Origin of the sequence: Alicyclobacillus tolerans, from assembly GCF_048984885.1 — a bacterium.
Classification (GTDB): domain Bacteria; phylum Bacillota; class Bacilli; order Alicyclobacillales; family Alicyclobacillaceae; genus Alicyclobacillus_I; species Alicyclobacillus_I tolerans.
In genome coordinates, this window is record NZ_JBMGNK010000002.1 from 1,706,254 (window position 1) to 1,728,593 (window position 22,340).

The window sequence follows — 22,340 nt, forward strand, 5'->3', positions numbered from 1 at the left end:
AGTCGATGAATGGCGAAGCTCACGCGAGCTTCGCCTCTTTCATTGCTACAAGGGCCACTTGAATCAAAAAAGCCGTTGACACCCTATCGTTGTCGAGCGATAATGCTCAACGATCTTGAATAGAAATAAATTCTAAAAAAGATATTTATTTCTTTTTATGAAGGGTGAGTGGGTGTCGTGGGACGTGGGGATGCAGTGGAAACGAGGCACTGGCGATCCGATCAGCCGATGGTTGTTGTAACTTCTGCAGAGTCAACACATTCACGGTGGAAGGTGTTGGTGCAACTGGCCATAGCGGGGGTGATGGTCAGTTTGGCAGGGACATCGTTGGCCTTTGGCATCGTGAATTTGTGGAGCCGCCAATTACCCTCGCATCCACGAACCGTTACCGTCACGGTAGAGCCAGGAGATACGTTGTGGGGACTTTGCGAACGCTATGATCCTAACCATGTGATGGCGGCGTTTTCGTGGATGACGATGCGGTACAAGGATTTGCAGGCGGGCGAGACGGTGAAAGTGCCGGTGGAAAGGTAATCATGTGCGATGGAGGTGGCGAAAGCCATGTTCAACAACACACAACTTTGCAGTTTTTGCTTTGCTGCTGTAGAGAACAACCGCAAAGTATATGTCGATGGCGATTCGCTACCAGCGTGCAACGAACATTTTCAGAAGTACGTGCAAAAGATCGCTGAAAATCGTGCGGAAATGAGAAAGGCTTGCAGAACAAGGTTATCAAGTGGATCATTCGAAAAAAGTCCAGGGAGGATGTAAGACCTGCTATCACAAAGGTAGCCTCAACGAAGTAGGAATTCAACGTCACACCTACCTATGCGTAGATTTGAGGAAGTTTGAAAGAACGGTGGTAACAAATGACAATGAATTGGAAGAACCTAAAAAACGGCGAAACTTAATCAGTGCTAAACGGGAAAGCCAAACACTCTGGGACTTTAGGAACTTTGGTCGTCTACCGTGCGCCGAACGGTTCGGTTTGGGCGAGACCACACTCGCTGTCCGAAACTTAGAAATTATCGACAAATATGTCGTTGATCTTTTGGTTAATCCCTATCTTTCAGCGTTGTTGTCGATAGAAAGTCCTTCATGCTTTAGTATGTCATCCAGTGTAACGGTTTTACACTCGTCATCTTCTCGAAGGGCTTCCATTGCCAGTGCATCAAACGGGTTCTCTTATATGGTAGGCATTTCATTTACACCATACAACTTTATTTATGTTTTGATTTGTAATTTTCGATGCAGTATGTTTATCATAGGGCCTGCTGAATGACGCTGTCTAATCTAAATAACAGCGTCATTCAGCAGGGCACAAAGTACCACTTTTATTAATGAAGAGTCGATTTGCTTTATTAATCCGCACTTTAGTCCAGCAATTCCTTGTACAAAAATGAGCGACAGATACTGTCTGCCGCTCATTGCAGATGTTTCTTAAGAATCTTGTAAAACTAGAGAAACGCTGATGACAATCAGTGCCGCACCTAACCAAAACGTCACTCCAACTTCTTCGCCAAGAATTAACCAACCTAGAAACGTACCGACAAGTGGTTGAAAGAAGAAGAACAATCCTCCAGATGACGCATCAACCATTTGTAATCCCTTATTCCACAAGAAAAACGCAACCGCTGTAGAAACAACCCCTAAATATAGAACCCCGCCCCATATACTTGGTTGTTGCCACGAACTAGCTGGTGTATGCACCAACTGTGCGACGGCAAACGGAGTAATGAGCAGCGTAGCTACAAATGTGGCGTAAAAGGTTACCGTCAATTGTGAGTAATGGTTCGGAATCTGTTTAACCAAAACGGACATTAGTGCCCACGTGATAGCAGCAATGAATAAAATCATGCCACCAAGTTTGTACGAATGATTTAACCCTCCTACACCAACAATCATGAGAACAGCTATCGTGGCAAGTCCAACGGAAAATGCTTTCCGTACGTTGATCCTTTCCTTCAACAGTAGAAGACCAAATACCACCATAAAAGCAGGTGTTGCCGATGTAATCATGGCTCCCATCTGTGCCGTCGAAAGTTTTGTTCCAAGAAACTGCGTCCAGATGGACACTGCATACCCCACAATTCCCACAGCAGCTATAAGCGGGAAATGTCTCCACCTAATTTTCCAAGATTGCTTCGTAAGTACGATGCAAACTCCTAGCGTAATCAGGGCAACCACGTACCTGAGCCAGACAAGTTCCATGGGCTGCATAATTGCAAGGTTAATCTTACTTACGACATACATTCCGCCCCATATACTTGCGGCAAGCGCCATATATAAGCCGCCTAAATAGCGTGAATTCATCAAGATCCCTCCGTCATATTTGGACATGTATTTATCCACTGGCGAAGAGATAATTATTTTGCTCCCTTCGCTCATTAGCGAAGGAATGAGGGAACATCGTTTTCAAATAATGAGTCAAATCCCAAGGCTTTCACCTCCGAACTCAGCTCGATTTTTCCAAACATTCCCAACCCGGAATATCGTAAAATTTATGAGAATTCATATTGAACTTATCTGTCCAACAGCCGAATAACGTTCAAATCTTCATCTCCGAATAATTATACGCCAACAAGCGAACAAGAATCCTGTATTTTCGCATCCGTTTGCACCTTGCAGAGGCTTAGGGATGATGGCAAGGTCATGTTCAACCTGGGGGAGGTGGGCTTCCTTTTCTCTACAACCAATTTGATAGTCTTGGGCTTAAAGTCGTTGTGGTAATGCTTCGCCACTGTAGACACCTCGCATCAATTTATTTATTTTCATATTCTCGATTCGTTGTGTCTATTATTACAGCCTAACACCAGATCCCCAAGAAGGATTTGCTCCCATCTGTGCATAAATATAAACCAAGGAATTTTTCGGATTATGTTATTATCGGGCAATTATCTGCAATACGAACATCAACCCTATAATGAGGTAAAGTGCATAGAGCGGAGGCTCATACTCTGGAAGCAATGTTCCTGGGTGTATATCACTTCAATGATGTGTCCAATCAATTCAGGGTCAAAGACGATATTACAACAGAAAACCGCCAGCAGGAAATCTCCGAGTTGATTAGCCGTTTAATTGACTTCTCTCCTACAAAAATTGCAGTTGAGCAGCTACAGTCCGAACAATTAGGTCTCGATCAGGAGTATTCAGACTTTGTACAAAATGATTTGATATTACCGCATAACGAAGTTTATCAGCTGGGTTTCCGAACTGCTAAGAGTTTGGGACACAAGCGTGTTTACGCAATTGACTATCAGAACGAATCAAGCGAGTTAACCATCGGGCATGTATTTGAGTTTGCAGAAGAATGTTGTCCAGATCTTCATGAGGAATTGAATAATCTAGGACAGAAATTCTTCAGTGAAATGAAAATTCGTTTGTAGACAGGGGGTATTCGGGAAGTGCAACGTTGGTTGAATGACCCGGACACCCTTCGAATGGCAGATCAGCTTTACTTGGTGATGACGCAAGTTGGCGACGATACGAACCGAATTGGGTTTCGCGTTGGTACGAGCGTAACTTAACCATCAACTGTAACTTCATGGATAACACCATGGATGAAAATGAGCGATGGCTTGTCATTTATTGTCAAGGGCATGCACCATTATTAACTCAGTTTCTTTCTGGCAGTGAAGCAAAGCTAGCTCCTGTCACAGAGTACCTGTAGCAAGTACCAAGCCCTTTTAATGAATCAATAAACAGTGAATACGGCTGCCCCTTGCTGAACATAGGAGAGGAATGTCCAAGAGCGATTCTATCCAGATAGTGGGTAGGATAAGGTCTACCAGAACGTTAACGGCGCAGTCTACTGTAACAAGAGGCTGGAAAGTAGATTGATGCATCATAGTACCATATGGACTAAGGCAGACAGTCTCATGCCCTTTGACTGCTCGCAGTGCCACCGCGAGTTTCTGCAGGGAGGCCCACGGTGGCAAGGTACAAGGATGGGGATGAAAGGCCAACAAGAGCCGCATTCCGACCATCTGCGAGGACTGCAAGCACGGATTTCTACCGGAGCAAGGTAAAGTACCTAATGGTATCCGAATACCCATACCGCGCCTTGAGATTTTCGCTATGTAACTAAAGGTGGTAGCCGAAGTCGTATCACTGACAGAGTTTGATGTTTCTAGCCTCTCAGCTGAATCTCATAATCTGAGACAATCTTTCCATCGTACTGAATGATTTGGCCATTTTGATTCTTATCAGACAGGATAATGTCGGCACTCATCTGTCCAGCGGCTTCGGAAGATTTGACGAAGCCGCCGTGTGCACCAGCTTCCATGCCGTTCAAGTCGGTCGCGACAGCGCCAGGCATGATGCCGAAAATCTGGCGGTGGCTACCCATTTTTTCAAACTCGTAAGCGTAAGTCAGCGTCATCACGTTGAGTGCTGCTTTGCTCGTGATGTAAGCGAGTGGGTGCCAAAAGTCGGTAGGCGAAATCGGAACGGTGATGTTGACGATTTTCGCGTTGTCTGTCAGAGATGACAGCAGGTTTTTTATGAGTTCGTGTGTGCCTAGAAAATTCGTTTCCATCGTCGTACGCAAATCCTCAGTTGTATAGTCAAATGTGTGCTTTGTGAGGTCAAGCGCCGCGCGCCCAGGCTTGACACTATCAGGAATTCCAGCATTATTAACCAATAGATCGAGCGAATCAATCGTTTTAGCTGCTGTGTGCAAGCTATCAAGATCATTCAAATCAATCTTGATGAACGTCGCTGATATACCTTCTGCGGCAAGTTTTTCGACTGCTGCCTGCCCACGGGCTTCATCACGCGCCCCGACGAGAATGTCATAGCCACGCTTTCCAAGATTGCGAGCGATTTCAAACCCGATTCCCTTGTTTGCCCCAGTTACTAATGCTCTTTTCATGTTAATCATTATTCCTTTCCTGAGTACGATTTGTGTAACGCTCTATCTTTTCGTCAATCCTTTTTAGGGATTCTGTCATCCAAAAAATCTCATCTAATACCTTGTCCTTGTGATTCCTCATCATTTCAAGTCGCAAATCAATGGTACTGTCTCCTTCTACAACCCAATCCATGTACTGTTTTATTCCACTGATGGGCATGTGAGTGGTTTTCAAACAAATAACGGTGGCAAGTAGAGCGACTTGATCTTCTGAAAATAACCGCCTACCAGCTTCATCACGCTCGATTAGTGGCAGTAAGCCTTGTTTCTCGTAATAGCGTAACGTTGATTCTGGTATATTGAACTTGGCTGCTACTTCGCCAATTGAATAACACTTCACCTGGAGACCTCCAAATTTATTGTTTCCTCGTCGACAGGGACTAGTCTACCACTTAAACCAAGGTTTAAGTCAACAATAAGTCACAGGACAAGCATTCTTAACTCTGAGCCATTCTAAATCACTACTGTCCGAACACCATGAGGGCTTTTAGCAAAATGCCTTCTCCATTTAACGGGGCAAGTCCCTGACAGAGGTTTGCTGTCAGGCCTGCATATACATGCAACGGACAGGACCCACGTCTTGCTGTACATGAGAAGCAGAAGAGCGACAGAGCGTGACAACGGTTCAGTGGTGAGGTGGACAGTTATGACGATTCGTCAGAATTGGTTCCACCTCGTTTTGGTGCATGAATTCTACAATACAAATTCCAGGAACGTACGGGTGAGTTGAATTGGGTTCATAAGTCAAAATGATGGTCTCTAATCCGAAGGGGGGATTTTTTGGCCCAGTCCATGTTTCAACCAGCACTGTGGTTTGAAAATAAAACTGCCCCTTATTACACAGACGCTTGATGCTTCTTATCTGCGTTTGGTACAGATCATATTGGCGTGACGTTCCATGATAATGTTAATCTATTGCTTTTTGGATATATGGAGAAAGCATGGTGATAAGAAAATCTCTCTGTAAAACTTCACTCGTGTCTGCCCTTGAACAGTTATCACTCTATCCTCAGCAACAGCAGGTGATAGTCCAAGGGTAAGCACTATCCCCAACAATGCCATTATCGTTTTCACGTTCAGCCTCCTCGGGGAAGAGGTTGGGCAATTTAGGCATTTTGTATGCGTGTTTATTACTCGTTCTTGAACCTGATCGGTCAACTGTCGTTGTGGACCAAGGCTCTCCGATCCATAATTATACGATAATGGTTGGCGACTGTTATGGCACTAAAGAAGCAGGAGTATTCAATGCGAGGGTATCGCAAGGAGGGCAGAGCTACCCGAACAGAAATGAGAAATTTGAGCGACCGATGCCTTTAACAGTTCATTCTATGAAACTTATCAGATTACTCGAACCCCTCCTTAAGCTTGCTAAACGCTTAGCCGTCTCTGCTGAAGCGGTATAAATCATTATCTTTACGTCCAACTCCGTTGACGGTTGCAAGACTACATGTTCGAACTCCATTTCCCCGATACGTGGGTCATGCCACTGCTTGTGACAATCGGTAACGACTTGAACATCATGTCGTGGCCATGTTTCGCGAAACAAGACACTGACTTGGGTAAATTCTTCAATCAGATTTTTGAAGTGTTCGTCGTTAGAGTAGAAAGCGTAATCTGTGCGAAAGTTTGCAATCATGATCTTTGCTTTATTTTCCCAGTCACTCGTGTTCGATTTAAGTTCGGGATCCGTCAAAAATCGTCTCAGCCAATTGGGGCCTTGTTGTATATTGGTCGAGAACGACGGTAGTCGAAAAACAAGTTCAGCGGCTTCGTTCCAAAACAGCAAATCCCACCATTTCTCCATGATGAATGCGGGATTAGGGTCAAGAGCGATTATGGTCCGTTTCAGAGCAACACTAAGTTCGGAAGTTTCAAGTTTGCTCTGTTCTACTGGTCGTGCTAGAAGGTGAAGGTAGCGACGTTCATCTTCAGTTAATTGCAACGCGGTTGCAATGTTGTTGAGAACGTCCTCTGAAGGATTCACGCTTCTGCCTTGTTCCAAAGATGTGTACCAAGATGTTCCAATATTTGCGAGTTGAGCGACTTCCTCTCTACGAAGTCCAGGGGTCCGTCGGCGTCCATGGGATGGTAGGCCTGCATCTTCAGGCACGAGTCGTTCTCGACGTGAACGTAAAAACTCGCCTAACGAGATTCTGGGTGACAACACTTCCGATGCACCTCCTTATCCTGACACTTTCAATCGTACGATAAACGAAGGAGGGAAACCAGAGACAAATCGTGTCATACTTCCTGTGTATAGTACTGAAACCACTAGGGAGGATTCAAACAATGAACGTTTTTGTAACAGGAGCTACAGGTAAAGTTGGAAGTCGCTTTGTCCGCCGATTGTTGCAGCAAGGACATCACGTTAAGTGCTTGGTTCGGGATATTGCAAATGCGCATTGGTTACAGCAGTTAGGGGCTGAAGTGTTAGAAGGCGATCTCTTGCAAACGGGAAGCTGGGGTAACACTCTTCAAGGCACAGATGCTGTGGTACACCTAGCAGCGCAGTTCCGCGGTGTTGACGAAAACACCGCGAGAAGGTCAAACATCGATGCAAGTATCGAGTTAGCACATGCTGCATTGAGGGCCGATGTGCCAAGGTTTATTTTTACCAGCACTAGTTTGGTATATGGAGCTGGTCATCATTCAAGACCTAACCACGAAGATGATCTATTAAGGCCGACCATGCCATATCCTCAAACCAAAGTTGCTGCGGAAGAAGCCCTACTACAGCTTTATCGAGGGCAGGGGTTAGGACTGCGCATCGTAAGACTTGGGTTTGTATATGGTGACGGCGACCCGCATATCACCGAATTTCTCCCAATGATGAAGAACTGGAATCCTGCTCAGCGTTTCCACATGGTACACCATGCAGATGTAAGTCAGGCCTTGCATCTCGCTGCTACCGTACAAGGGGTTGATGGGCGAATATATAATGTTGCCGACGATGCTCCAATTTCAGTGAGCGAGTTATTCCAGTTTCATAATAGTGAAGTCCCACAAGAATCGAATCAACAGGAATTCAACCCGTGGCAAATGGTGGTCGATACAACGCGTATAAGGGAGGAATTAAATTATCGTCCGATTTTTCCTTCTTTTCTTTCAGCGAAATATGCAGGCGCGTTGTAATCCACTGATGCCTATAGTAGCAATGAGCGATATCTGAGCACCGTTACAATGGTCGACAGGAGAATCTGATACTTCCTGTAAACACATTTCATTGACTATCGATGCAGAGAGTCTGTTGCACATAAGGAGGCTGATCCCGAAGAAGGATTCGCTCCCAAGTGTGCATAAATATCTAACAAGGAATTATCTGGGTTACGTCGTTATCGAAGCATGAAATATGCAGTGCGCCATGAGCGCTATGTGTTGAAGCCACCAATTCTGGTGGTTAGCGAGTACCTCATCTTGTCAAGGCTAGGATGGCATGTGTTGGGTCTGAGCAGACCCAGGGTTTGAAGCCCATCTAACAATGTACCCGTGAGGGGGAACCAACCTCCCAAGATGCGGGGCTATCCTCAAAGAACTGCTACGGTCAGCGAAAGCGAAGCCATGTCAGAAGCGTGGTCAACTGCAACACCCGAAATCATTGGATAATACGGGTGGGATGGAATGAGCATGGCTCCCTTGCGTATGGAGCTGAGCCTCGTTCATGATAACTCACGAATCTCCACTGCGTGTCCTTTATGACGAAAAGCTAAGCCTCGCTATCTAGATGAGTTAAGCCCCACTGAGCCATTGCCTGCATAACGGGAATAAACGTTTTTCCATAGTCGGTTAATGAATACTCAACTTTTGGAGGAACTTGGCTATAGACGGTCCGTAGGACAAATCCATCGCGTTCTAGTTCTCTTAATTGTTCCGTTAACATTTTGCGTGTAATGTTTTCAATTGAGCGTTGAAGTTCATTGAACCGTTTCGTGTCTCGAGCCAAACGCCAGAGGATGGTCATCTTCCACTTGCCTCCAACGACTGACATCGTTCTTTCTACAGGACATCTACTCAAATCATCACCTCATTTGATTATAGTTACTAAATCGATACTACGTTACAAAAAGGTGCGTACTTATCCTTGTTACCCTAAGCTAGTATACTCCATTTCATCGGAGGATGTTAACCACCTCGTACCGGCCGAACGGAAGGAGAACGGCGGTCGGGAACAACAAACACTCAACTCAGGGAGGTTCTACGTATGTCACTAGACCCACAAGTACAGTCGGTATTTGACAAACTGAAACACGCAGGGATTCGTCCACTCTATGAGCTACCCATCGAGCAGGCCAGAAAAATTGACCTGAATCCTGACCCGGGTCCGATAAAAGCGGTTGGAAACGTAGAGGATCGCCTAATCCCAGGACCGGACAGAGAAATTGGTGTCCGTATTTATACACCTACGGGTGAAGGGTCATTTCCAGCGTTGCTTTACTATCACGGCGGTGGATGGACACTAGGGGATTTGGATACGGCAGATGTGCTTTGTCGTCAAATTGCCAACGAGGTGAATTGTGTGGTTGTGTCGGTAGATTACCGCTTGGCCCCCGAGAACAAGTTCCCTGCTGCAACCGACGACGCATTCGCAGCTTATCTGTGGGTATGTGACAACTCAACATTGCTGAATGTTACACCATCCGTTATCGCAGTCAGTGGAGACAGTTCTGGTGGTAATCTCGCGGCTGCCGTTGCGCTCATGGCTCGCGACCAATATGTTCAGTTGCCGTTATTTCAACTCTTGTTGTGCCCGGTAACGAACTATGCATTTGATTCTCAGTCCTATATTGAAAATGCAGTTGGCTATGGACTGACCACTGAAACTATGAAGTGGTTCTGGCACAATTATTTGAACGATGTCGAGGACGGGAACAATCCATATGCTTCACCCTTATCGTCATCAGATTTGTCTGGTCTACCACCGGCGTTGATTATCACGGCAGAGTACGATCCGCTGCGCGACGATGGAGAGCAATACGCACAACGACTTCATGCATCGGGCGTACCAGTAGAACTGACGCGGTATGACGGAATGGTTCACGGGTTTTATCTAGCCTCGGGTGCCTATGACCAGGCAAAAGTAGCGGTCAGTCAAGCCATTCAAGCATTGAAACAGGTATTCCGTGCCTAAAGTGGCGCTATTTTAGTAGGCACGGAACAACTGTTACACCCTTTCGCACGAGATGTTGCGCAAGTATGAATATCAGGGAGGAATTCAATATGCACAAAACTTCCGAGAAAGTAGCGATTGTAACGGGATCGTCCAAAGGAATCGGTCGCAGCATTGCCATGCAGCTAGCCAGTGCTGGAACGAAGGTAGTTATTAACTATTTAACTAACCGTGTGGTCGCAGAGCGGGTTGTTGAAGAAATCGAGCAAACCGGTGGAGAAGCTATCGCCATTCGTGCGAATGTCGGTAAGGTTGCCGAGGTCGAGAGTTTGTTTAAGGAAACTATAGTTCACTTTGGCAGAGTAGACGTTTTGGTGAATAATGCCGGAATCATGCTGACGAAGCCCTTTCTTGAAATCACAGAGGACGAATATGACAGACAGATGGACGTGAATGTAAAAGGGACCTTCTTTGCTGCCCAGCAAGCTGCCAGACATATGCGGGAGGGTGGAAGAATCATTAACTTTTCGACATCGGTCACGCGTCAGATGTTCCCTACCTATAGTGCGTACGCTGCAACCAAGGGAGCTGTGGAGCAGATTACACGCCAATTGGCGAAGGAACTTGGACCGAAAGGGATCACAATCAATGCAATCGCGCCCGGTCCGGTCAACACAGATTTGTTCACCGAGGGCAAAACACAGGAGCAAATCGCTGCGGTTGGCAAAGCAAATGCATTTGGCCGCATAGGTGAACCGAAAGACATTGCAGATGTTGTTCTATTCCTGGCAAGTGAGGCGTCACAGTGGGTGACAGGTCAAACGATTTTTGTGAATGGCGGATTTATTTGAACTGTCACACGACACAAGTGAATTTTATTGATGATGACAATCAGTCATCGAAGGGTGACAACAACGAAGGGGATGTTTATGGTGACACATTCGTCGAAGAAACAAGTTGTTCTCATAACGGGAGCCTCGACGGGTATTGGTAATCTCACTGCTCGCGCATTAGGAGAGGCCGGTCATACGGTTTATGCGAGTATGCGAAACGTGAAAGGTCGCAATTCCAAACATGTCAATGAACTCCTTGAATATGGAGAGCGCAATGGATTAGACATACGCGTTGTCGAACTTGACGTGCAGTCAGATACCTCTGTTGAAAACGCGGTTTCAGCCATCCTCGTTGAGACTGGTAAATTAGATACTGTCGTGCACAACGCTGGACACCTGTATGTCGGCTACGTGGAGGCATTTACGCCTGAGAACATCCAGCATCTGTTTGATATTAACGTGATCGGAATTCAACGCGTGAACCGGGCGGTCCTTCCGCATATGCGAGAACGCCATACAGGAACCCTCCTTTACGTCGGCAGCACTACCACAGTTGTGGTTCCGCCGTTCTTAGGTCCTTACGTCGCTTCGAAGTTTGCAGCAGACGCGCTCGCACAGGTAACGGCCTATGAGGTAGGACAATTGGGCATCGAGACCACCATCGTGATGCCCGGCGCATTCACTCAGGGGACCGACCATTTTCCAAATGCGAGCCGTTCTGGGGATGTAAATCGAAATCAGGCATACTCAATACTCGACCCGCTAGTAGACCGTAACGAGTCGGCAACAACGAACCTGTTTCCATCTGATGTCGATGCGCATCCGAGGGCTGTGGCCGAAGAGATCGCTCGCATACTCTCTCTACCTGCAGGTAGTCGACCGTTTCGTAGCGTGGTCGACTTCACCGACTCTCATGTCGAGGAGGTTAACCGAGTTTTGCGTAGGGCGCAGGAGGAGTTTGTCACCCGTTTAGGCTTCGGTGAGCTACTACACATTCGGACTGCGCTGAATTAAGGCAGGAGCTCTTTGCCAATGTGTCATCTGGTCCTAATTTGGATAACCGAATGAAAAGTGGGTAAAGGAGTAGGGCATTACGGCAATTTCATACATTAGTTCTCCAAGCACGGAACAGCTAGGGACTATGTTAAGTTGGTTTTAGAAGGGAACGTAGATGTTAAGATTGCAGAAACTTTTCCAATGACACTAGAAGGTGTGCGCCATGCACATCTGCTAAGCGAAACGGGGCACGCAAATGGGGAAAATCATCGTTAAGGCAAAATAATTTGAACGTAATCTCGAGAACTGAGGTTAACTTATTGATCAGGACTACGAAATGACGGCAAGGAATTCACGTGTGTGTGAGAGTTGCTTGCTGTCATTTCACAAAGCTCAACATTGATTTATCAGGATTGCTATTGCACATACGGGGGCGAAAATTCAGGATATTCGCCCGCTCGTTTCCGTATAATTATTGGCAAACATTTAGCGTTCGAAGTGGATTTTGATGATATTGAAAAGGCAGAAACTTGGTTAAAAGAACGAGGAATTTCGGTAGCACAGCATGGAGAAATGCCACCTACTAAGCCATATGCTAGACCCCATTCCCGAAATGCTTCGGTGTACTTTAATGATCCAGATGGCAATAATTTAGAATTTATTTGTAACCTTCCTGATGGTCCGACCGGATTGACACCCGTAAGTTGGACATAGCTCTCTTTTTCTAGCGTTTTCTTAGACTTTCACATTTTCTTTCGGTTTTAATCCGGTATCACAATGCTTTTTGTGAAACTCGACCGGCGATAAGTAGTGCAGGCTGGAATGCATCCTTCTTTCATTGTAATATTCCATGAATGAAACTACTTCCCGATATGCCTGTGTATAACTCTCAAATTCAAAGCGAGAAAAACAGTCATCTTCCAGTATCCTGTGAAAAGATTCGATATGAGCATTCATATTTGGTGTCTTTGGCGGTATCCGCTCATGCTCCAGCCCAAGTTGTTCACATGTGGATTCAAACAGGTGACTGACAAACTGTGGCCCATTGTCGGAACGAATTACAGGCAACTCGGATTTCCCGTATAATTTTCGTTTCCAGAGCGCACTTTTCAGTGTATTTGCAGCATCTGTAGCCTCGCAGCGCAACCCAATATGGTAGTCCACAATTTGTCTGTCATACACATCAATATACGACAGCACGAAGAAGAATCGATCTTCACCCGTAATATAGCCATACTTAATATCCACTTCGAACAATTGATTCGGACCCGTGATATCTCGGTTTCTAGCCAATTTCCGAGGATGCTTTTCCTTCAATTTGCGTTGTGGCTTAAGGATCTTCAATTCCTTGCAAAGCCGATATACCTTTTTCTTGTTGATAACCAACTGGTACTTTCTCTTTAATAAATAGGTTAACTTGAGATATCCATAGGCAAAACCATCTCCTTCTATTTCATTCATAATCCATTCCTTGGCCTGCTCGTCACTTACCTTGCTGCCATCTTGTGTATAGGTATATTCGGTTACAGGACGCCCTCCAGCAGTCGTTCTCGGCTGTGGTTCATGTGTCTGCTGATAGTAATAGGTGGACCTAGAAACCCCCACGATGCGCAGCACGATGGTGACTGAATACCCGGCTGTGATCCACTTGTGTGCAATAGCTATTTTATCCGCAAGTGAGGGTTGGCTTTTTTTAACAGGTCACGCAAAATGTGATTTTCGAGTGCCTGATCAGCTAATGCCTTTCGTAATTTATCATTCTCAGAAGCCAACTCTGAACGCTCTTCAACGACCTGTTGGTAATCATCTGAAGTGACATGTGTTGGTATACCTTTTGATTTTCCAGGCGTTATACCTGTCTTCTTAAACTCACGAGTCCATCTACCAACCATATTGGCATTTAGATCGTGCTTCCTTGCCACAATAGTAGGACTACCAGTTTCCAGACATTCCTGGACGATCTGTTGCTTGAACTGTGATGAAAATTTCCGTCGTTCCATAAAGACAACCTCCTGTTGCTTCTAGTCTCCTATACTTTAGAGAGGTTGTCCAACCTGATTTCGGGGCTTAAGAGCGACGGAACCTGCTCGTCTGATGTATTTAAGCGAATATCGTTCATTATGATCTTTGTCTGCCACTTACACGGATTTATGCGTTGAAACAAGCATGAGTCCTTTAGTTTTTATTCGAATATCAGGGGCTGATGCCAAAGAAGGAGCCTCCCTCATGTTTGTATAAAGATCTAAACAGGGATTTTCTGGGTTATGTCGTAGGCGGGCAGAATAGCGACATAAGAACTTCGGAGGATTTATATGACAAATTCATTTTCTAAGCAGAAACTAGCCGATGATATGGTCGCTGCCGGATTTCCTAACTCATAGTTGTCTTCGCTTAATCCGCTGAATATTTGTATCTGGCGGGTTGTCTGTACGCCCGAATTTGAATGTCGTTCTAAACCATACAAAAAACATTAATATGACTGATGTTGCATAGGGGCGTGCTTTCTGTTGGTAAGTGGGATATTGTAATGCCTAAAGGGTGTTACTTCAATGCCTCCAAGGAAGCTACTCTATGATACTCGACCTTGAAGTCCAACGAGGTCTGTCGCGAACTCTCTAGGGGCGTGAAAACGGTCAGATGTATTAAAAGTCAACTGATTAGTGTCGGATTGTGTCGGAAATCTCATATTTATGTTGTATATTTATTTCACTAGAAAACAAATTTCTGGTGGTTGAGTCCATCACATGGGGGATGCGCGTGAATTGAGTCATCAGTGCGAGGTTTTTTGACTTTGTTTTTACTACCCTCTGATTATGAGTATCGTTTGGATGTTCGCGGCAATTATTTTTTACTTTCGCAGAGAACGGATCTCCTTTTCGTCTGCCCTAAAAGAATTTCCTCTGATTACGATTTTAATTCCCTGCTTTAACGAACGACAGACAATTGTAGATACCATTCATGAATTGCAAGCGCTTGATTATCCTAAGTATGAAATTGTAGTAATTAATGATGGCAGTAAAGACCGCTCTTTAAGCTATCTATCTGTCCTTGTCAAGATGTATGACAATGTTCGCGTTATTAATTTAAAACAGAATCGTGGAAAGGCAAATGCGTTAAAATTTGGTGTTATGGCAGCCCGCGGAGAGATTATCGTAACTTTGGATTCAGATGCTGTTCTGGAACATGATGCTCTTCATTGGTTGGTCGGACATTTTGTGCGTTCAGGAGGTGAACGAGTCGGGGCTGTAACTGGGAACCCGCGTGTTCGAAACAGAAGTTCACTATTAGCCAAAGTTCAGCTTGTAGAGTTCTCCAGCATTATTGGACTCATAAAACGTTCACAGAGAGTTCTCGGCAAAGTGATGACTGTATCTGGAGTTATTGTAGCGTTTCGCAAACGTGCATTACTCGATTGTGGATTATGGGATGTAGATCTCATAACGGATGACATTGGTGTTACGTGGAAATTACAGCGTCGATTTTGGGATATTCGCTATGAGCCCAAAGCGCTGTGCTGGATTTTTGTACCTGAGACTATATCAGGGTTATGGAAGCAACGTGTCTGATGGGCCCAGGGTGGCATTGAAGTGCTAATGAGACACTGGAAGATCATTTTTGATTGGAGGCATCGTAGATTTGTACCGGTGTTATTGGAGCAATTGGTGAGCATTGTGTGGTCTATTTGTTGGTTCATCAGTACAATCTTACTCGTTATAGAAATGGTTTTATCGCACCATTATTATGTCCCTATCTTTTAGACAGGAACTTATCTTGCGTTAGTTTTTGTGATTCAATCTTTTGTAGCTCTGTACTTAGATCGATTATATGAACCAGGGCTCATGAAATACTTTATGTGGAGTATTTGGTACCCAAGCATATATTGGTACGTCAATGCACTGGTTGTCCTCCGTGCCATTCCAAAAGCAATCAGTCACATGAACGCAGTCAAAAAAGGCAATAAATATGCAGTTTGGGATAGTCCAGATAGGGGGATTGTGTCCTGAAAAAAAAAGACAACTAATCATAGATGGAAAACAAAAGCCTGAAAAACGAGTTGTAGAATATTTTGTTACGCTGTCTGGATGGGTGTACATCTTCGTGTTTTTAATTCAAATTTCTTTATCCGTTTTATTATGGGCGGGCGGCATTCATTATCTACGCCGATTCATCATTTCGGCGGGTTACATTACACAAACTGTAGATCTCACAATGTTCACATTTGAATTTAGCCTTGTAGTTCTTTTGGCTACTTTATACTGGTCCTTGTACAATAAATTCCGATATGGAAAACTAAACAGACGGACGATGCCATCAGATGTTTCTGCTGCAGAACTCGCTAAAAAATTTTCCGTCACCGAAGAATTCATCATAGACCTTCAAAATCGGCGCTGGGTTGATTTAGAAGGGGAAATCTACACCTGGGTGGAACTAGGTTAAGTCTGTGTGATTTGTCCAAGAAGGCTTGACTTTGGAAGAGTGCTCTTGAATATAAGGGTGCGAATATGCAATACACTCCGTACTTGCCAATAGCTTCATCATGCAATCCAGTGCATATATCATCTTGGTCAAGACAGTGATGGCTCGGTCTACCAAATTTCTCAGAGTACATACATCTCTTTGGTGTGAGAAGGTTTACAACGAATAAGAGCATAGACATGCAAGGTTTTCAGGCATGCACTCTCACATAACTAAAAGTATGAGGAATGGTCACGTATTTTTTGCATTTGTTAGAAATAATCGCAAAGTGAAGGTAGGCAGAGACGGGTAACCGTTAGCCGTGATCACGATCAAGGTTGTAGTGAGGAGAACTGGAATGAAGTTTTGAGCGAAAGAAACGAAACCCCCCGCAGCTTGGTCTGACAGGGGGGGACTTCGTTTCTTTACGGCATGCTAGGCAAGGTGATATTGCCATTTCCGGATACACTGCCACCACCAGGAATCGTATAGTTGGCGCTGGCAATACCGTTATTGATATTACTTACGGTACTGGTGGACTGGTGGTAAGTGTTATAAAAATAGTAGACCATGCCACTGACAACAGCGACGACAGCCACGGTTCCGATGACCCAACGAAGTATCCCCGTGATGGAACTTTTTTCATCTTCCCCGTTTCGCAGACGCAAGGCACGCACGACCCATGCCTTTTTTTCCATGAATAACACCTGCATTTCCCCCTTTTCTCCGCTACTGTACAAACCATCAACCAACAGGGGCAGTGAGACCCTGAATGTAGGAGGACGCCCCTTGTCCCATACCAAAGAGGGCAAAGGCCATGTCGACACCAATGGCGGTGGAGACGGCCACCACAATGCTGAAGATGATGAGGCTGGTGATGGAATTGGCAAAACTGTCCATGCAAATTCCTCCCTTCAGCAAGGAGGGGGTGAAGGGCGGAGATAAAAATCTCACAATATGGTTCGACCAGTAGTTAGTCAAGCTGTGGTGAATTCATCTAAATGTTGAACTGTTGTTAAACATTTTTGAAAAAATAATCTATCTTTTCTCCATGGCGAAGAGAATCAGGTTTTGGACAAAATGTTTATATGTAGGAAATTAAGTGTTTGCGTATCGTAATTACCCACTAATCAATCTATGAAATATCCAAAATGTGTTGTATGATTCCGTTTTCTAATCAATTGAATATTTTAAGTAAAGATGGAATATATTATTTTTATGTTTTATCCGTATATCGCCACCATCCTATTGTGTAAATAATTACAGGGCATATGACTACGGAAAACAAGAAATAAGCTGGTACAGCATGCAAGATAAATTCGGTAACATCAAATAAATTGTGAAACATGAAGTTAGCAGCAGACCAAGTAAGTACTGTGCAGGGAATGATCGCCCATTTTGTATCTTTGGAGTAGCCTATATCTTTTATCGCTTCACAAGTTGCTAATTGAAATGAAGACATTTTCAAAACCTGTGTACTCACGACCCCCATGACATATAAAGTATCCAAACGTTCCACAAACTTTCCTTGTCGAATGGAACGAACGACTTCTAAAATTGGATAGCTTAAATAACGTACAGGCTCTCCGATGACACCTATAGTCAATGTAATGAGAATAATTAGTACGACTGTACTTATTGCACTAGCTATAATGATATCGTATGGCAGAGTGCGGGGTGTTCTTAGTGCAGGAATCCACTGGAGAACCACAGAAAATTCCAAACCATAAGCAAATGCAGGTACAACACTTGCTTGCCAAATAGCCATCCATCCGGAGCTTAACATCGGGCGAAATGGTTGCCATTCAAATCCTTGTAAACTTAAGAAGAAAAGAAGGGGGCCTATGATAATAGCAAGAGGAAAAATAAATTGATTGACACGACCGACAACTTCGATTCCTAAATATGTGAGATATGCGGCTACAGAAAATGTAAGTAAGCTAGTAATAAATTCCTGTGTATTTGGCAACACAGTAACGCCAACAAAAGTACTTAATTCGCGCCCGATTGTTGCCAATGTCACCACACCAAATATTATATACCAGATAGCAAATATTCCTCCTCCCAATGGACCAAATGCATGCATTGCTATTTGTGTTAACGTCTTATCAGGAAAAAAATGTACATGAAGAGCTGCAAGACTGGCACATATAAGTCCTCCGATACATAAGCCAAATCCTGCAATCCATGCATCATGGACTGTAAATTGTGCAATTGTTCCAGGGATGGTAACAATACCAGTCCCTAATATTGTCCAAATTAATATTAGAATAACCTGATATCTCGAGATTTGAACCATGTTCAATCCCCTTCATGACTTTATGTTTCCACCGTAAATCCATTCTGTAGGTTTTTTAAATATCCATTCAATCACAAGAATAGGGTTGAAATTCGACAACCGGTGAAATGAATTAGCCAATGCTAATAAAGTTGCAAATCCGATGAAAATACACCAAACAAGGCGTTCGCTCATACGATTTGGTTTCCAGTGTTGAAATTCAATCAATTTTCTTATCATGGTCCATAAGAGTTTCCATACATTTTCCACTTAGCTTTGCCTCGCTTCATTTAATTATTTTCACTGTTTTAGAGATAAATGGTGTCTGCGAAGCGAGTTCGCCATGTAAAATTTGCGAGTGAATATTCATTATCAATTTTGTTTGTTTCCAATCATATGAATATTTTGCATTAATATATTTTTCTTTCGGAAAATGTTCTTCTATGAGTGTTCGGATACCGTAGACATCAATTCCTGATTTAGTAGACATTAGCCATGCCTCACGCAGGCGGTTTTCTACGTCATGTTGGATTGACCATTCTAATTGAGATAAATTTTTGGAACTCATAGTGGTGGGAGAGTCCCATCGTTCTACTTCGCCTGTTCCTCTCCAATCAACTTGTATGATTGGAGTTGGAAGAATTCTAAGCAGCTTTAAGTGAGTAGTTGTACGAATCCAATGAATAGTTATTAATGAGTGGATTTGTTGGTCTTGAGAACGCACCACTAATGGTTCCCTGACATCGAATGTTCGTCCCATCAACCAACTAACATCCAATATTTTACTGAAAGGTACTCTATATAGCTTACCTTCGATTGAAATAAAGTCCAATCCTGATAATACAGGTTCTTTATTTTTATTCATTTTGATTTCAGCTATTGTTGACGATGCGGAGGGAGTTAGAAGATGTTTTACGATATGAAGTTCATCACTTGCTAGACATTTATAGCGTCTAGATTCTTCATCCACTAAATCACGAATTAGTATAGCTGTAGAGACACTAGTTTTTTTGCTATCTTTGAAGATGTCTTCTGCATTACCTGACGTAATTACCCATAGCTGACTTCTCCGCAATTGCCGATTTCGTTCTAATGCATCTACTAATCCACCTAGTTTAGAAGAGATTGCAGACTTTGAAAATAAAATGATACTAGTATGGGGTAAATAAAGTGAACGTGATAACTGACTTTGAATTCCAGAAAACGCCAATTCCATGGTAGTTCCATTGTTTGATACTATACGATCTGGTTCAGATTTATTGTTTCTACCTGCTTCTGTTTGTCCTGATGGGGCTGATTCTGGATTGATCAGATCGACAGAAACGCGAATACCATTCTTAGCTTTATCTATGCCAATTCCTGTTGAGATGTATAGATGATCTACATCATTGTAATCGCAAGCTGTAACTGTCCCAAGTATTAAGAAGGTCGCTACAACAACTATATAATATTTACGACTTTTATAGTTCCAAATGCTAATTATGCTCCAATTCAACCTTGGTCTCTCCTTGATTTTGAATGAGACACATTCATTCGAGAACTATTTTGAGGTTCGAATTCTTGGGGGCGTTTTTGCATCATCCACCAAGGAGCACGTATGACCGTGTCTTTCATGTCGTTAAAATTGTTCGGTGCAACGGGAGATAAATACGGTACGCCAAATGAACGCAATGAAGCTAGACGAGCGACTATCACTAGTCCTAACATTACAACTCCAAATAATCCAAATAGGCTTGCAGCAATAACGAATGGAAATTGGAGTAATCTAGCTGACATCACTAGACCGAGTGCTGGCAATGTAAAAGATGCTACACCAGTTGCTGATACAATAATAACCATACCAGGCGAAACAAGCCCTGCTTGAACTGCAGCATCTCCAATAATCAAGGTGCCAACTATACTGACTGATTGTCCTACTGCACGAGGAAGTCGTGTACCTGCTTCACGCAAAGCTTCAAACGCTATCATCATGCCTAGAGCTTCAAACACTGTTGGGAAAGGAATTCCAGTATGTTGGGCAGCCACACTCATTACAAGCGGAGTAGGAAGAAGATCCTGATTATAAGTTAAAAGGGACACATAGAGCGCTGGTAATAATACTGAGACCCAGAACATGAGGTGACGCAACAACCGAAGAGGTAAAACAATACTGTAATGCATGTAATAATCTTCTGGAGAACTGAGATTCATAGCAAATGTTAATGGCACAAGAATGCTTTTGGGGGAGCCGTCGACTAACAGTCCTACACGACCTTCCATCAATCCTGCAATCATACGATCTGGCCTTTCGGTATCTTCAACCGTGGGAAAGATTGAAAAATAGGGATCAGAAATAAATTCGCGTATTTGGTTTATATCTACAATGTAGTCAAATACAATTTTTTTTAATCTATCACGCATCTCATTTACTAGAGATTCTTTTGCAATTGTTTTGTGATATAAAATGGCGATTGTAGTCTGAGATTCATTACCTAGTTCATAGGTCTCAATTTTCAATTCAGGACTTTTTAAGCGCTTTCGTAGAAGAGAGATATTTAGGTTTATATTTTCAACAAAGGCCTCTTGCGGACCATTCAATGTAGGCTCATTTTCAGGTCGCTCAACAGAACGTGTCGGTAGTTTTGTGAGATGCCAAACTTGTACGAACTTTATGTCATCAGAACACACAATCGCGCAACCATTGAGCAAAGCTTTTACAGTCTCGGAAACATTATTAACAGTATGTGTAGAAAGACCTGGAATGATGGAAGAAAGATGAATTCGTTTGCCTTTGAAATCGGAAATTTGTTTACTGGTTACTAAAATAGCTTCTTGTAAACGTTTATTGTCGACCAGACTGTCCAACCAAAGCACGAAAACAGTGACACGACTCATATTAACGGATTGGATTCGAAGGTCTGGGCAGGGATGAAGTCGATTGGAGATTTGATGCACGACTTCGATTGCTTTTGAAGAAATAGTGTCGTCGTGCTGTCTCATACATGATTCTCTCCCATTTCACTTGGTCTATAAAAATTAACTATTGTCTTGAATTCATTTTTCTCAATTATCGACCTAAATATTCCACCATTCTGATATTTGTTCTGAGTACTTTGTGTAGCTTCTTTTTAGATGTGTAGATGAGCACTGTCACCACAATTGCCATGCCGTTTTCCTCGACGACACGGGTGGGGTTAAAAACGTTTCCACCACATCACGTGCCCACAACTCCACACCGGTGGATTCGGCCAGTACCTTGGCTGCCTCGGTAAAACGGTGATTGGTCACCACCACAGCGTGCGACGCCTGATAGTAGGTCATGGCCGCATACACCTGTTGCACGGCTTCCACTCCCACAGCGTGGTTGTACCGCTTGCATTGGAACACCCAGCGTTCCCGTCCTCGTTCAGCCACCAAATCGGCCCCAAAGTCTCCCGACGTCTTTGTGTAGGCCACTGTCCAGCCTCGATTGACTAACGCCCTGCCGATAAAGCGCTCAAATGCCACGCCATCCATGCGGTCTACGGTCTGCATAGAAACGCTGCGTCTCTGCTGTTGTTCGCGAAGGATGAATCGCCGCGCCCGAACCGTTCCAATGACAAACGGCACCAGCGCGGCCAGACACGGTGGCAGGAATGCTGGGATGGCGGGGAGATTGGGGGACACAGACACCCAGTTTCCATGAACCTGCGTTACCCCCAAGCCCCAGATCAGTACGAATAGCCCAAAAAGCAAAATGCCACTCACGTTCCGTTTTCGTCGGACTCGTCTGGCCATCGCCGC

Annotated in this window: 24 protein-coding genes and 1 pseudogene; 12 read left to right on the plus strand and 13 right to left on the minus strand. The window is 44.0% G+C overall.

Features of this window, described 5'->3' with window-relative positions:
• The first annotated feature begins 177 nt into the window (after positions 1-177).
• Together ACOJUR_RS08460 and ACOJUR_RS08465 are read left to right on the plus strand one after the other, a co-directional pair.
• Positions 178-534: a hypothetical protein gene (locus ACOJUR_RS08460; protein WP_420949740.1), complete on the plus strand. Its 357-nt coding sequence runs from the start codon at positions 178-180 to the stop codon at positions 532-534.
• Between the two features lie 380 nt (positions 535-914).
• Positions 915-1,022, plus strand: coding sequence for a DUF1653 domain-containing protein (locus tag ACOJUR_RS08465; protein WP_420949741.1), 108 nt, complete (start codon positions 915-917; stop codon positions 1,020-1,022).
• A gap of 418 nt (positions 1,023-1,440) precedes the next feature.
• On the opposite strand, the gene ACOJUR_RS08470 is transcribed toward ACOJUR_RS08465, so the two are convergent.
• Entirely contained in the window at positions 1,441-2,313 is an 873-nt protein-coding gene (locus tag ACOJUR_RS08470; RefSeq protein ID WP_420949742.1) for a DMT family transporter, read from the minus strand.
• A gap of 683 nt (positions 2,314-2,996) precedes the next feature.
• On the opposite strand from ACOJUR_RS08470, the gene ACOJUR_RS08475 reads away from it, so the two are divergent.
• Genes ACOJUR_RS08475 through ACOJUR_RS08485 form a run of 3 tightly spaced genes read left to right on the plus strand, consistent with a single transcriptional unit; the run spans position 2,997 to position 3,670 of the window.
• On the plus strand, positions 2,997-3,386 hold the full coding sequence (locus tag ACOJUR_RS08475; RefSeq protein WP_420949743.1) for a DUF5694 domain-containing protein: 390 nt from the start codon (positions 2,997-2,999) through the stop codon (positions 3,384-3,386).
• Positions 3,387-3,404: 18 nt separating this feature from the next.
• A complete protein-coding gene (locus ACOJUR_RS08480; RefSeq protein ID WP_420949744.1) occupies positions 3,405-3,527 on the plus strand; it encodes a hypothetical protein in 123 nt (40 codons plus the stop codon).
• A gap of 17 nt (positions 3,528-3,544) precedes the next feature.
• Positions 3,545-3,670 (plus strand): hypothetical protein, encoded by a 126-nt coding sequence (locus ACOJUR_RS08485; protein WP_420949745.1) that lies wholly within the window; start codon positions 3,545-3,547, stop codon positions 3,668-3,670.
• Between the two features lie 459 nt (positions 3,671-4,129).
• Here ACOJUR_RS08485 and ACOJUR_RS08490 read toward each other — a convergent pair whose 3' ends face one another.
• The 4 genes and pseudogenes from ACOJUR_RS08490 to ACOJUR_RS08505 all read right to left on the minus strand — a co-directional run bounded on the left by ACOJUR_RS08490 (position 4,130) and on the right by ACOJUR_RS08505 (position 7,079).
• The gene (locus ACOJUR_RS08490) at positions 4,130-4,873 is read right to left on the minus strand and encodes an SDR family NAD(P)-dependent oxidoreductase (RefSeq protein ID WP_420949746.1); all 744 of its coding nucleotides are present in this window, start codon (positions 4,871-4,873) and stop codon (positions 4,130-4,132) included.
• 1 nt (position 4,874) lies between these two features.
• Positions 4,875-5,252: a MerR family transcriptional regulator gene (locus ACOJUR_RS08495; protein WP_420949747.1), complete on the minus strand. Its 378-nt coding sequence runs from the start codon at positions 5,250-5,252 to the stop codon at positions 4,875-4,877.
• 285 nt (positions 5,253-5,537) lie between these two features.
• A pseudogene (locus ACOJUR_RS08500) lies at positions 5,538-5,804 on the minus strand (DUF3888 domain-containing protein); the annotation flags it as partial.
• 429 nt (positions 5,805-6,233) lie between these two features.
• Positions 6,234-7,079, minus strand: a complete 846-nt coding sequence (locus tag ACOJUR_RS08505; protein WP_420949748.1) for a helix-turn-helix transcriptional regulator — start codon at positions 7,077-7,079, stop codon at positions 6,234-6,236.
• A 122-nt stretch (positions 7,080-7,201) separates the two neighbouring features.
• Here ACOJUR_RS08505 and ACOJUR_RS08510 point away from each other — a divergent pair, with 122 nt between their 5' ends.
• A complete protein-coding gene (locus tag ACOJUR_RS08510) occupies positions 7,202-8,044 on the plus strand; it encodes an NAD-dependent epimerase/dehydratase family protein (RefSeq protein ID WP_420949749.1) in 843 nt (280 codons plus the stop codon).
• Positions 8,045-8,615: 571 nt separating this feature from the next.
• On the opposite strand, the gene ACOJUR_RS08515 is transcribed toward ACOJUR_RS08510, so the two are convergent.
• The gene (locus ACOJUR_RS08515) at positions 8,616-8,897 is read right to left on the minus strand and encodes a winged helix-turn-helix transcriptional regulator (protein WP_420949750.1); all 282 of its coding nucleotides are present in this window, start codon (positions 8,895-8,897) and stop codon (positions 8,616-8,618) included.
• A gap of 213 nt (positions 8,898-9,110) precedes the next feature.
• Here ACOJUR_RS08515 and ACOJUR_RS08520 point away from each other — a divergent pair, with 213 nt between their 5' ends.
• From ACOJUR_RS08520 to ACOJUR_RS08535, 4 genes are all read left to right on the plus strand, one after another.
• Positions 9,111-10,037, plus strand: a complete 927-nt coding sequence (locus ACOJUR_RS08520; RefSeq protein WP_420949751.1) for an alpha/beta hydrolase — start codon at positions 9,111-9,113, stop codon at positions 10,035-10,037.
• Positions 10,038-10,126: 89 nt separating this feature from the next.
• Entirely contained in the window at positions 10,127-10,867 is a 741-nt protein-coding gene (locus ACOJUR_RS08525; protein WP_420949752.1) for an SDR family oxidoreductase, read from the plus strand.
• A gap of 30 nt (positions 10,868-10,897) precedes the next feature.
• A complete protein-coding gene (locus tag ACOJUR_RS08530; protein WP_420949753.1) occupies positions 10,898-11,863 on the plus strand; it encodes an SDR family oxidoreductase in 966 nt (321 codons plus the stop codon).
• Positions 11,864-12,214: 351 nt separating this feature from the next.
• The gene (locus tag ACOJUR_RS08535) at positions 12,215-12,559 is read left to right on the plus strand and encodes a VOC family protein (protein WP_420949754.1); all 345 of its coding nucleotides are present in this window, start codon (positions 12,215-12,217) and stop codon (positions 12,557-12,559) included.
• Between the two features lie 21 nt (positions 12,560-12,580).
• On the opposite strand, the gene ACOJUR_RS08540 is transcribed toward ACOJUR_RS08535, so the two are convergent.
• A protein-coding gene (locus ACOJUR_RS08540) for an IS3 family transposase (protein ID WP_420949004.1) occupies positions 12,581-13,845 on the minus strand; the annotation gives its coding sequence in 2 pieces (ribosomal slippage) (positions 12,581-13,524 and positions 13,524-13,845; 1,266 coding nt in all).
• 813 nt (positions 13,846-14,658) lie between these two features.
• On the opposite strand from ACOJUR_RS08540, the gene ACOJUR_RS08545 reads away from it, so the two are divergent.
• Complete coding sequence (locus tag ACOJUR_RS08545; RefSeq protein WP_420949755.1) at positions 14,659-15,411, plus strand: glycosyltransferase; 753 nt, start codon at positions 14,659-14,661, stop codon at positions 15,409-15,411.
• Positions 15,412-15,808: 397 nt separating this feature from the next.
• The gene (gene pgaD, locus ACOJUR_RS08550) at positions 15,809-16,282 is read left to right on the plus strand and encodes a poly-beta-1,6-N-acetyl-D-glucosamine biosynthesis protein PgaD (protein WP_420949756.1); all 474 of its coding nucleotides are present in this window, start codon (positions 15,809-15,811) and stop codon (positions 16,280-16,282) included.
• Between the two features lie 443 nt (positions 16,283-16,725).
• Here pgaD and ACOJUR_RS08555 read toward each other — a convergent pair whose 3' ends face one another.
• The 6 genes from ACOJUR_RS08555 to ACOJUR_RS08580 all read right to left on the minus strand — a co-directional run bounded on the left by ACOJUR_RS08555 (position 16,726) and on the right by ACOJUR_RS08580 (position 22,334).
• Positions 16,726-17,007 (minus strand): hypothetical protein, encoded by a 282-nt coding sequence (locus tag ACOJUR_RS08555; RefSeq protein WP_420949757.1) that lies wholly within the window; start codon positions 17,005-17,007, stop codon positions 16,726-16,728.
• 37 nt (positions 17,008-17,044) lie between these two features.
• On the minus strand, positions 17,045-17,200 hold the full coding sequence (locus tag ACOJUR_RS08560; RefSeq protein WP_420949758.1) for a hypothetical protein: 156 nt from the start codon (positions 17,198-17,200) through the stop codon (positions 17,045-17,047).
• Positions 17,201-17,516: 316 nt separating this feature from the next.
• Positions 17,517-18,599 (minus strand): GerAB/ArcD/ProY family transporter, encoded by a 1,083-nt coding sequence (locus tag ACOJUR_RS08565; protein WP_420949759.1) that lies wholly within the window; start codon positions 18,597-18,599, stop codon positions 17,517-17,519.
• A gap of 265 nt (positions 18,600-18,864) precedes the next feature.
• Entirely contained in the window at positions 18,865-20,073 is a 1,209-nt protein-coding gene (locus tag ACOJUR_RS08570; protein WP_420949760.1) for a Ger(x)C family spore germination protein, read from the minus strand.
• Positions 20,070-21,557: a spore germination protein gene (locus ACOJUR_RS08575; RefSeq protein ID WP_420949761.1), complete on the minus strand. Its 1,488-nt coding sequence runs from the start codon at positions 21,555-21,557 to the stop codon at positions 20,070-20,072. The genes ACOJUR_RS08570 and ACOJUR_RS08575 overlap by 4 nt, the downstream gene beginning before the upstream one ends.
• A 150-nt stretch (positions 21,558-21,707) precedes the next feature.
• On the minus strand, positions 21,708-22,334 hold the full coding sequence (locus ACOJUR_RS08580) for a restriction endonuclease (protein WP_420949762.1): 627 nt from the start codon (positions 22,332-22,334) through the stop codon (positions 21,708-21,710).
• Positions 22,335-22,340 lie beyond the last annotated feature (6 nt).

Coding starts and splice junctions, on each gene's coding strand:
- ACOJUR_RS08470 (WP_420949742.1), bottom strand. CDS start 2,313: ATGAATTCACGCTATTTAGGCGGCTTATATATGGCGCTTGCCGCAAGT.
- ACOJUR_RS08485 (WP_420949745.1), top strand. CDS start 3,545: ATGGATAACACCATGGATGAAAATGAGCGATGGCTTGTCATTTATTGT.
- ACOJUR_RS08490 (WP_420949746.1), bottom strand. CDS start 4,873: ATGAAAAGAGCATTAGTAACTGGGGCAAACAAGGGAATCGGGTTTGAA.
- ACOJUR_RS08510 (WP_420949749.1), top strand. CDS start 7,202: ATGAACGTTTTTGTAACAGGAGCTACAGGTAAAGTTGGAAGTCGCTTT.
- ACOJUR_RS08515 (WP_420949750.1), bottom strand. CDS start 8,897: ATGTCAGTCGTTGGAGGCAAGTGGAAGATGACCATCCTCTGGCGTTTG.
- ACOJUR_RS08520 (WP_420949751.1), top strand. CDS start 9,111: ATGTCACTAGACCCACAAGTACAGTCGGTATTTGACAAACTGAAACAC.
- ACOJUR_RS08525 (WP_420949752.1), top strand. CDS start 10,127: ATGCACAAAACTTCCGAGAAAGTAGCGATTGTAACGGGATCGTCCAAA.
- ACOJUR_RS08530 (WP_420949753.1), top strand. CDS start 10,898: ATGATGACAATCAGTCATCGAAGGGTGACAACAACGAAGGGGATGTTT.
- ACOJUR_RS08545 (WP_420949755.1), top strand. CDS start 14,659: ATGAGTATCGTTTGGATGTTCGCGGCAATTATTTTTTACTTTCGCAGA.
- pgaD (WP_420949756.1), top strand. CDS start 15,809: ATGCAGTTTGGGATAGTCCAGATAGGGGGATTGTGTCCTGAAAAAAAA.
- ACOJUR_RS08560 (WP_420949758.1), bottom strand. CDS start 17,200: ATGGACAGTTTTGCCAATTCCATCACCAGCCTCATCATCTTCAGCATT.
- ACOJUR_RS08565 (WP_420949759.1), bottom strand. CDS start 18,599: ATGGTTCAAATCTCGAGATATCAGGTTATTCTAATATTAATTTGGACA.
- ACOJUR_RS08575 (WP_420949761.1), bottom strand. CDS start 21,557: ATGAGACAGCACGACGACACTATTTCTTCAAAAGCAATCGAAGTCGTG.
- ACOJUR_RS08580 (WP_420949762.1), bottom strand. CDS start 22,334: ATGGCCAGACGAGTCCGACGAAAACGGAACGTGAGTGGCATTTTGCTT.